Annotated in this window: 9 protein-coding genes; all 9 read left to right on the top strand. The window is 63.1% G+C overall.

The annotated features are described in order from the left end of the window. On the top strand, positions 1-712 hold a 712-nt coding region (uraD, locus tag EN969_RS05480), incomplete at its 5' end, for a 2-oxo-4-hydroxy-4-carboxy-5-ureidoimidazoline decarboxylase (protein ID WP_127419015.1). A gap of 10 nt (positions 713-722) precedes the next feature. Beyond that, positions 723-1586 carry a bifunctional allantoicase/(S)-ureidoglycine aminohydrolase gene (locus EN969_RS05475; protein ID WP_024501939.1) on the top strand — a complete coding sequence of 288 codons (864 nt, stop codon included), beginning with the start codon at positions 723-725 and terminating at the stop codon, positions 1584-1586. Further along, positions 1583-2089 (top strand): ureidoglycolate lyase, encoded by a 507-nt coding sequence (locus EN969_RS05470; protein WP_013528245.1) that lies wholly within the window; start codon positions 1583-1585, stop codon positions 2087-2089. The genes EN969_RS05475 and EN969_RS05470 overlap by 4 nt, the downstream gene beginning before the upstream one ends. After that, positions 2086-2679 (top strand): nucleoside deaminase, encoded by a 594-nt coding sequence (locus tag EN969_RS05465; RefSeq protein ID WP_013528246.1) that lies wholly within the window; start codon positions 2086-2088, stop codon positions 2677-2679. The genes EN969_RS05470 and EN969_RS05465 overlap by 4 nt, the downstream gene beginning before the upstream one ends. Before the next feature lie 82 nt (positions 2680-2761). Continuing rightward, complete coding sequence (locus tag EN969_RS05460) at positions 2762-4747, top strand: CocE/NonD family hydrolase (protein WP_063169820.1); 1986 nt, start codon at positions 2762-2764, stop codon at positions 4745-4747. Positions 4748-4901: 154 nt separating this feature from the next. Beyond that, the gene (locus EN969_RS05455) at positions 4902-6488 is read left to right on the top strand and encodes an ABC transporter substrate-binding protein (RefSeq protein ID WP_063169819.1); all 1587 of its coding nucleotides are present in this window, start codon (positions 4902-4904) and stop codon (positions 6486-6488) included. Between the two features lie 16 nt (positions 6489-6504). Then, complete coding sequence (locus tag EN969_RS05450; protein WP_013528249.1) at positions 6505-7464, top strand: ABC transporter permease; 960 nt, start codon at positions 6505-6507, stop codon at positions 7462-7464. A 9-nt stretch (positions 7465-7473) separates the two neighbouring features. Beyond that, positions 7474-8298, top strand: a complete 825-nt coding sequence (locus tag EN969_RS05445; protein ID WP_013528250.1) for an ABC transporter permease — start codon at positions 7474-7476, stop codon at positions 8296-8298. Continuing rightward, the coding region (locus EN969_RS05440) for an ABC transporter ATP-binding protein (protein WP_164758150.1) at positions 8298-10003 on the top strand (1706 nt) is incomplete at its 3' end. The genes EN969_RS05445 and EN969_RS05440, both read left to right, overlap by 1 nt.

Raw genomic sequence — 10003 nt, 5'->3', positions numbered from 1 at the left:
CGATACGCTCTATGCCGAGGGCAAGGCCGGCCGGCCACGCATGATGAACATCGGCCTGCACTGCCGCCTCGTCGGGCGGCCGGGCCGGGTGGCGGCGCTGAAGCGCTTCGTCGACTATGTGAAGTCGCACGACAAGGTCTGGCTGGCGAGGCGCATCGACATCGCCAAGCACTGGCAAGAGGTCAATCCTTATCAACCGGCGGCACTCCGCCCATCGAAGATGGAATTCGAGACCTTCGTCCACACTTTCGGCGGCGTGTTCGAGCATTCGCCCTGGATCGCCGAACGCGCCTACGAACTGGAACTAGGCCCGGCGCATGACACTTCGGGCGGCCTGCACAATGCGCTTTGCCGTATCTTCCGCTCCGCCAGCGAAACCGAGCGGCTTTCGGTGCTCAACGCCCATCCCGACCTTGCCGGCAAACTGGCCAAGGCCAAACGGCTGACGGCGGAATCGACCAGGGAACAGGCCTCGGCCGGCCTCGACGCGCTGACCGACAAGGAGCGCGAACTGTTTTCCAAGCTCAACGCCGCCTACGTCACCACCTTCGGCTTCCCTTTCATCATCGCGGTGAAGGGAAAGACGAAGGGGGAAATCCTGGCGGAGTTCGAGGCGCGCATCGGCAACAGCCGCGGCGTCGAATTCGAGACCGCCTGCAAACAGGTCGAGCGCATCGCGCTGCTCCGCCTCAAGGACATGCTTCCGCAATAGGTTTGAAACCATGGATACGATCAGGATGCCCGAGCGAACCTATTACGCGCCACATGGCGGTCATTCCGGCCAGAACGAGCTTCTGACCGGCCGCGCCGTCTTCACTGAGGCCTATGCCGTCATTCCCCGGGGTGTGATGCAGGACATCGTCACCAGTGCGTTGCCGTTCTGGGACGAAACCCGCGTCTGGATCTTGTCGCGACCGCTATCGGGTTTTGCCGAGACGTTCTCGCAATACATTGTCGAGGTCGCGCCCGGCGGCGGCAGCGATCGGCCGGAACCCGATGCCGGCGCCGAAGGCGCTCTGTTCGTGGTCGAAGGCGAACTGACGGTTCTGCTTGCCGGCAAGACGCATGTGTTGCGGCCCGGCGGCTTTGCCTTCCTGCCGCCGGCCAGCGGCTGGACGGTTCGCAACGAAAGCAGGGCCGCCGTGCGCTTCCACTGGATTCGCAAGGCTTACGAGGTGGTCGACGGTCTCGATGTGCCGGAAGCCTTCTTCACCAATGAGCAGGAGATCGCGCCAACGCCGATGCCCGGCACCGAAGGCCGCTGGGCGACGACGCGGTTCGTCGATCCGGCAGATTTGCGCCACGACATGCACATGACCATTGTCACGCTGGAACCCGGCGCGGTCATTCCCTTCGCCGAGACCCATGTCATGGAGCACGGTCTCTATGTGCTGGAGGGTAAGGCCGTCTACCGCCTCAACCAGGACTGGGTCGAGGTCGAGGCCGGCGACTATATGTGGCTGCGCGCCTTCTGCCCGCAGGCCTGCTATGCCGGTGGCCCGGGTAAATTCCGCTATCTGCTCTACAAGGACGTCAACCGGCACGCCAAGCTCGGCGGCGCCGGCATCGCAAGGCGCGCGCTGTGACCCGTATCGTCGCGCGGCCGCTGACCCGCGAGGGCTTTGCCCCCTTCGGCGATGTCATCGACATGGGCGGCGACAACCACTACCCGATCAATGGCGGCAGGGCCGAGCGCTATCATGATCTGGCTACCGCCGAAGCAACCGGTCCGAACGCCCGCGTGCTGATCTCGATGGTGCGCGGCACGCCCTACGAATTGCCCCTGAAATTGAGCATGGTCGAGCGCCATCCCTTCGGCAGCCAGGCCTTCATCCCGCTCTCGCCGCGCCCCTTCCTGGTCGTCGTCTGCCATGACGGGGAGCAGGGGCCGGGCGAGCCGCATGCCTTCATCACCGCACCCGGACAAGGCATCAATTACCGGCGCAATCTCTGGCATGGCGTGCTGACGCCGCTCGGCGAGGCTCAGGACTTCCTGATCGTCGACCGTGGCGGCGATGGCTCCAATCTCGAAGAGTTCCATTTCTCGCACGCCTACGAGATCCACTTGCCCAACGAGAGCCTCCTGTGACCGATATTTCACTGATCGACCGCCTGCTCGATGTGATCGAGCACGACATCGTGCCGAAGACGGCCGACGGCGTTACCTATGGCAACAAGCTGTTCGGCGCGGCGATCCTGCGCAAGGACGACCGTTCGCTGGTGCTGGCTGAAACCAACAACGAGATGGAAAACCCGCTCTGGCATGGCGAGGTCCACTGCCTGAAGCGTTTCTACGAAATGCCCAGGGCTGAGCGCGTCGATACGAAAGACGCCATCTTCATCGCCACGCACGAACCCTGCTCGCTGTGCCTGTCGGCGATCACCTGGACCGGCTTCGATAATTTCTACTATCTGTTCAGCCACGAGGATTCGCGCGACAGCTTCGCCATCCCGCACGACCTGAAGATCCTGAAAGAGGTCTTCACCCTCGATCCCGGCGGCTACAATGCCGAGAATGCCTACTGGAAGAGCTTTTCTATCCGCAGGCTGGTGCGAGCGTTGCCCGAGGCAGAGCGGCGACGGCTGGAGACCCGTATCGGCGCGATTTCGGCGCGCTACGATGAATTGTCCAACATCTATCAGGCGAACAAGGACGATAACGATATCCCGCTGAACTGACGCGGATTGACCAGCCGAATTCGTTGGCTGGCCCACGACGCGGCACGGCAGGCTCCATCATCTGGCGATCCTGGAGCATGCCATGAAAACCGTCACCGAATTTGCCCGCAAAATCGTCGAATTCCCGGACATGGGCATCGTCATGCCGGATGGCTGCCGCCTGTCGGCGCGGGTGTGGATGCCGGAGGATGCGGGCGACGATCCGGTGCCTGTCATCCTAGAGCATCTGCCCTACCGCAAGCGCGACGGCACCATCTTTCGCGATCAGCTGACGCATCCTTATTTCGCCGGCCACGGCTATGCCTCGATCCGCGTCGACATGCGCGGCAATGGCGATTCCGAAGGGCTGATGGACGACGAATATTCCGAGCAGGAATTGCAGGACGCCTGCGACGTCATCGCCTGGGCGGCAAGCCAGCCCTGGTGCAACGGCAATGTCGGCATGATGGGCATTTCCTGGGGCGGCTTCAACTGCCTGCAGGTGGCGGCCAAGCGGCCGCCGGCGCTGAAAGCGGTGATCAGCCTGTGCTCGACCGTCGACCGCTATGCCGACGACATCCACTACAAGGGCGGCTGCCTGCTGATCGAGAATTTCGGCTGGGCCTCGACCATGCTGTCCTACTCGTCGCGGCCGCCGGATCCGCTTTTGGCCGGCGACAACCGGTGGCGCGATCTGTGGCTGACCCGGCTGGAGAACCAATCCTTCCTGGCGCCGCTGTGGCTGAAACACCAGCACCGTGATGCCTACTGGAAGCGCGGCTCGATCTGCGAGGATTTTTCCGCCGTCAAAGCCGCCGTGCTGTCGATCGGCGGCTGGCATGACGGCTACCGCAACACCGTCTCGCATCTGGCGACCAACATCCAAGCCCCGGTCAAGGGCATCGTCGGGCCATGGATCCACAAATACCCGCACTACGCCGGGCCCAAGCCTGCCATCGGCTTCCTGCAGGAGGCCTTGCGCTGGTGGGACCGCTGGCTGAAGGGTGTCGACACCGGCGTCGAGGCCGACCCGGCCTACCGCGCCTATGTCATGGACAGCGTGCGTCCGGCGCGCTGGCACCCCGAGCGTCCCGGCCGTTGGGTGGCGGAGCAGGAATGGCCCTCGCCAACCATCAAGATGCAAACGCTCGATCTGATCTCCTCAACGGAAAAACCCGCCATCATCGCCTCTCCGCAAAGCTGCGGCCTGGCCGGCGGCGAGTATTTTCCCTTCACCTTCGGTCCCGAACTGCCCGGCGACCAGCGCCCCGACGATGCGCTGTCGGTGTGTTTCGACCAGCCGGAACTCAGCGAGCCGATCGACATCGTCGGAGCGCCGGAGGTCGAGCTGCGGCTGTCCTCTGATCGTCCGCAGGCCAACATCGCGGTCCGGCTTTGCGATGTGCATCCCGACGGCGCCTCGGAGTTGATCTCCTATGGCGTGCTCAATCTGACGCACCGCAATTCGCACGAATTCCCCGAGGCGCTGGTGCCGGGCGAAACCGTCTCGGTGCGCGTCGTGCTCGATCAATGCGCCTATCGTGTGCCGGCCGGCCACCGGCTGCGTGTTGCCGTTTCGAACGCCTATTGGCCTGCCATCTGGCCGTCGCCGGAGCCGGTCCAGCTCACCTTGTCGACGGCGACGCTCAATTTGCCGCTGCGGCCGCTGGCGACAGGCGACGAAGTAACGTTCGCCGAGCCGGAAGGTGCCACCCCCTGGGCAACAGAGACGATCCGCGCCGCCAATTCAGAGCGTCATGTCGATCGTGATGAGAAGACCGGAATGGTGACGCTTTCCATTGTTGACGATTTCGGCGAGGTGCGCGATCTCGCCCATGGCCTCGCCAATGGCAGCATCGCCCGCGAGACCTGGACGATCCATCCCGACGATCCGCTGTCGGCCTCGGGGAAGACGCACTGGACGCAGACCCTGTCGCGAAACGGATGGTCAGTACGCACCGAAACGACAGCCGAAATGCGATCGGACGGGCAAAACTTCAGCGTCAGCGCCAGAATCGAGGCCTATGAGGACGAAACCCTCGTCTTCGAGCGCAATTTCGAGGAGAAGGTGCCGCGCGCGTTTCTTTGAATGCCGATTTCATTGGTCCAATTGCGACGTACGATTTACGCCACGGCATGTCGCATTCGGTCTTGCTTACCGCTTTCCCTTGCGGTCATTATTCTCCTCACAAGAAACAAGAAAAACGACCGCAGAGTCGAACCAACAGAGTGAGGAACTCAAAATGTCGAACGAACTGGAATTTCTTAGCCGGCGTGTCGCGTCGGGCAAACTGAGCCGTCGTGATTTTCTCGGCCGGGCGGCGGCGCTCGGTATCTCCGCGCCCTTCGCCACCTCGCTGCTTTCAAGCGCTGCACGCGCGGCAGGCCCGGTCAAGGGCGGCACACTGAAGGCCGGACTTGTCGGCGGCGAATCCACCAACAGCCTTGATCCGGCACTGTTCATGACTCAGGTGCCGTTCGCCTTCGGCAAGATGTGGGGCGAATTGATTGTCGAGCTTTCGCCGGAAGGCAAGCTCGAGAACCGCATCGCCGAGGAGATCGGCTCGTCGGACGACGCCAAGGTGTGGACGCTGAAGATCCGCGACGGCGTCGAATTCCACAACGGCAAGACAGTGACCGCCGAGGACGTGGCCGCCACACTTGAGCGCCATTCCGACGAGAAGTCGAAATCCGGCGCGCTCGGCTACATGAAAGGTATCGAGACCATCAAGGCCAGCGGCAAGGAAGTCGTGCTGACGCTGAAGGAGGCCAATGCCGATCTGCCCTATTTGCTCAGCGACTATCACCTGATCGTCCAACCAAATGGCGGCAAGGACAAGGCTGACGCAGGCATCTCGGCCGGTCCTTACAAGGTCACGACCAATGAGCCCGGTGTGCGCCATGGCGGCGAGCGTTTCGCCAATTACTGGCAGGGCGACAAGATGGGCCATGCCGACCAGATCGAGATCATCGTCATCAACGATGCGACAGCGCGCACGGCCGCCCTGCAGGGCGGCCAGGTCAACGTGATCAACCGCGTCGAGCCGAAGATCGTCGACCTGATCAAGCGCCTGCCGGGCGTCACCATCCGCAACCACGCGGGTCCTGGCCACTACGTGTTCATCATGCATTGCAACACGGCGCCGTTCGACAACGCCGATTTGCGCATGGCACTGAAGCTGGCCATCGACCGCGAGGAAATGCTGGACAAGATCCTGCGCGGCTACGGTTCGCTCGGCAACGACTTCCCGATCAATGCGTCCTATCCGCTGTTTACCGAGATCGAGCAGCGCAAGTACGATCCCGACAAGGCCAAGTTCCACTTCAAGAAGTCCGGCCACGACGGCGCCGTCCTGCTGCGGACCTCGGACGTCGCTTTCCCGGGCGCCGTCGATGCATCGCAGTTGTTCCAGCAGAGCGCGGCCAAGGCCGGCATTCAGATCGAGCTGAAGCGTGAGCCCGGCGACGGCTATTGGAACGAGGTCTGGAACAAGCAGCCCTTCTGCGCGTCCTACTGGGGCGGCCGCTCGACCCAGGACCAGATGTACTCCACCGCTTATCTGTCGACCGCCGACTGGAACGACACGCGTTTCAAGCGTCCTGACTTCGACAAGATGGTGCTGGCGGCGCGCGCCGAGCTCGACGAGACCAAGCGCAAGCAGATGTATCATGACATGGCTGTCCTGGTACGAGACGAGGGCGGCCTGATCCTGCCGATGTTCAACCAGTTCATCGACGCTACCGGCGCCAAGGTCGGCGGCTGGGTCGACGATCCGCATCAGGAGCTGATGAACGGCTACGCGCTGGCGAAGTGCTGGCTCGAAGCCTGAGCTTGGCCTTGCGGATATGTCCTCACCCATCTTGAAACTGGTGGCCCAGCGCGTTGCGCTGGGCATTCTGCTCTTGTTGGCCGTTTCGGTCCTGATCTTCGCCGGCACCCAGATCCTGCCCGGCGACGTCGCGCAAGCCATTCTCGGACAGTCGGCGACGCCGGAGTCGCTTGCCAATCTGCGCGAGCAGCTCGGACTCAACCAGCCAGCCTATCTCAGGTATTTTCATTGGCTGGGCGGCGTGCTGACCGGCGATCTCGGCACGGCCATGTCGAGCGGGCAGGACATCGCCACGTCGATCAAGGGACGGCTGTGGAACACGCTGTTCCTCGCCTTCTGGGCGGCGATCGTCGCCGTGCCGCTGGCGATCATCCTCGGCCTGATCGCGGTGCGCTACCGCAATGGCTGGGTCGACAAGCTGATCTCCGGGCTGGCGCTGGCCTCGACCTCGTTTCCCGAATTCTTCATCGGCTATGTGCTGGTCTATTTCTTCGCCGTGAAATGGCAGATATTCCCCGGCATTTCGACCGTCTATGACGGCATGCCTTTTGGCGAACGGATGCAGGCGATCGCCTTGCCGGCGACGGCGCTGACGCTGGTCGTGCTCGCCCACATGATGCGCATGACACGCGCGGCGATCCTCAATGTCATGCAGTCGGCCTATGTCGAGACGGCGGAACTGAAGGGCCTGTCGGCCTTCAACGTCATCCGCAAGCACGCCTTCCCCAATGCCATCGCGCCGATCATCAATGTCGTCATGCTCAACCTCGCCTACTTGATCGTCGGCGTCGTCGTGGTCGAGGTGATCTTCGTCTATCCGGGCATGGGACAGTATCTGGTCGACCACGTCACCAAGCGAGACGTGCCGGTGGTGCAGGCGGTCGGCCTGATCTTCGCCGCCGTCTATATCAGCCTGAACATCATTGCGGACATAGCGGCGATCGTCGCCAATCCGCGTCTCAGACATCCGAAATAGGGGGCGGATATGCTCGATATCAAACGCATCCCCATCCCCGCGCTGATCGGCATCGTGCTGACGGCATTGTTCGTGCTTGCGGCGGTCTTCGCCCCCTGGATCGCGCCGCACGGCAATGGCGAAATCGTCGGCGACGTCTGGGAACCGATGTCGGCTGCCCATTTGCTGGGCACCGACAATCTCGGCCGAGACCTGCTTTCGCGCATGATCTACGGCGCCCGCATCACTTTGTTCATCGCGGTGCTGGCCACCGCGCTGTCGTTCTCGCTCGGCGCCATTCTCGGCTTCTCGGCGGCCGTCTTCGGCGGCTGGTTCGACACGCTGCTGTCGCGCCTCGTCGATCTCTTGATGTCGATCCCGACACTGATCATGGGTCTCGTCGTGCTGTCGGTGCTGCCGACCAATCTGGTGACGCTGATCCTGGTGATGGGCATTCTGGATTCGACCCGCGTCTATCGCCTGTCGCGCGCGGTCGCCGTCGACATCAACGTCATGGACTATGTCGAAGCGGCGAAACTGCGCGGTGAAGGCAGCGGCTGGATCATCTTCCGCGAGATCCTCCCCAACGCATTGTCGCCGCTGGTTTCCGAACTCGGTCTGCGCTTCATCTACGCGGTGCTGTTCCTGTCGACGCTGTCGTTCCTCGGCCTTGGCGTGCAGCCACCGGACGCCGACTGGGGCGGCATGGTCAAGGAAAACAAAGACGGCATCGTGTTCGGCATCGCGGCCGCACTCATCCCAGCGGGGGCGATCGCGCTGCTGGCGATTTCCGTCAACCTGGTTGCCGACTGGGTGCTCAACCGGACGACAAGCCTCAAGGGAGGACGCGGGTGATGGCCGACACCAAAGCGAAGCTCGGGCAACCGAAGTCAGGCCTGCTGCTCGACATCCGCAATCTGCGCATCGAGGCTACCGTCTTCCCGCCCGGCGAACCGCCGAAGGACATCGTGCTGGTGCACGATGTCTCACTGACGCTCGAGAAGGGCAAGGTGCTCGGCCTGATCGGCGAATCCGGCGCCGGCAAGTCGACTATCGGCCTGTCGTCTATGGGCTACGGCCGCGGCGGCGTGCGCATCACAGGCGGCGAGGTGATCCTGAACGGCCGCGACATCCTCAAGGGCGGCAAGGACGGCTTCCGCAAATTACGCGGCCGCGAGGTCTGCTATGTCGCGCAGTCGGCGGCAGCGGCCTTCAACCCGGCGCACAGACTGATGGACCAGGTGGTGGAAGCCACCCTGCTGCACGGCACCGCGACACGCGCCGAGGCCGAGAAGCGCGCGGTTGCGCTGTTCAAGAAGCTCAGCCTGCCGAACCCTGAAACCATCGGCGAGCGTTTTCCGCACCAGGTTTCGGGCGGCCAGTTGCAGCGTGTGATGACGGCGATGGCCCTGTGCTCCGAGCCGGACCTGATCGTCTTCGACGAGCCGACCACGGCGCTCGACGTGACGACGCAGATCGACGTGCTGGCGGCGATCAAGGACGCCATCCGCGACACCCATGTCGCTGCGCTCTACATCACGCACGACCTTGCCGTCGTCGCCCAGGTCTCCGACGAGATCATGGTGCTGCGCCATGGAAGGCTGGTCGAATGGGGCGGCACAAGGCAGATCATCAAGGAGCCGCGCCAGGAATACACCAACGCGCTGGTCTCGGTGCATGAGATCGAACACCAGGAGCAGAAGCCCGGCACGTCGCCGTTCCTGTCGGTGAAGAACGTCACCGCCGCCTATGGCCGCAGCCATATCAAGGTGCTGAAGGACGTATCCGTCGACATCTATCCGGGCCAGACGCTGGCCGTGGTCGGCGAGTCCGGCTCCGGCAAGTCGACGCTGGCGCGCGCCATCACGGGACTTTTGCCACCCGAACAGGGTACCGTCACCTTCGACGGACGCGCGCTGGCCAACAGGCTGGCCGACCGGCCGAAGGAGGATCTGCGCCAGTTGCAGATGATCTACCAGATGGCCGATGTGGCGATGAACCCGCGTCAGACCGTCGGCACCATCATCGGCCGGCCGCTGGAGTTTTATTTCGGCATGCGCGGCCGTGAGCGCGACAGACGCGTTGCCGAACTGCTCGACAAGATCGAGATGGGCAAGGGATTTTCCGACCGCTACCCGGCCGAGCTTTCCGGCGGCCAGAAACAGCGTGTCTGCATCGCCCGGTCGCTTGCCGCCAAGCCGAAGCTGATCATCTGCGACGAGGTGACCTCGGCGCTCGATCCGCTGGTGGCACACGGCATCCTCGAGCTGCTGCTGGAGCTGCAGAAGGAAGAGAACGTCGCCTATCTGTTCATCACGCATGACCTTGCCACGGTGAAGTCGATCGCCGATTCAATCGCGGTTATGTATCGCGGCGAGGTGGTGCGTTACGGCCCCAAGGGCAAGGTGCTGAGCCCGCCCTTCGACGCCTACACCGACCTGCTGCTCTCCTCGGTTCCAGAGATGGAAATCGGCTGGCTGGAAAAGGCAATCAAGGGACGGCGCATGGCCAGCCGATTTCCATCTCTGGAACCGAGGAGAGCAGCAGGTCGGTGTAGGCG

The organism is Mesorhizobium sp. M7A.F.Ca.CA.003.01.2.1 (assembly GCF_003998945.1).
Lineage (GTDB): Bacteria > Pseudomonadota > Alphaproteobacteria > Rhizobiales > Rhizobiaceae > Mesorhizobium > Mesorhizobium ciceri.
Note: the sequence above shows the minus strand (reverse complement) of the source record. Positions and strands in the feature narration are given on the sequence as shown.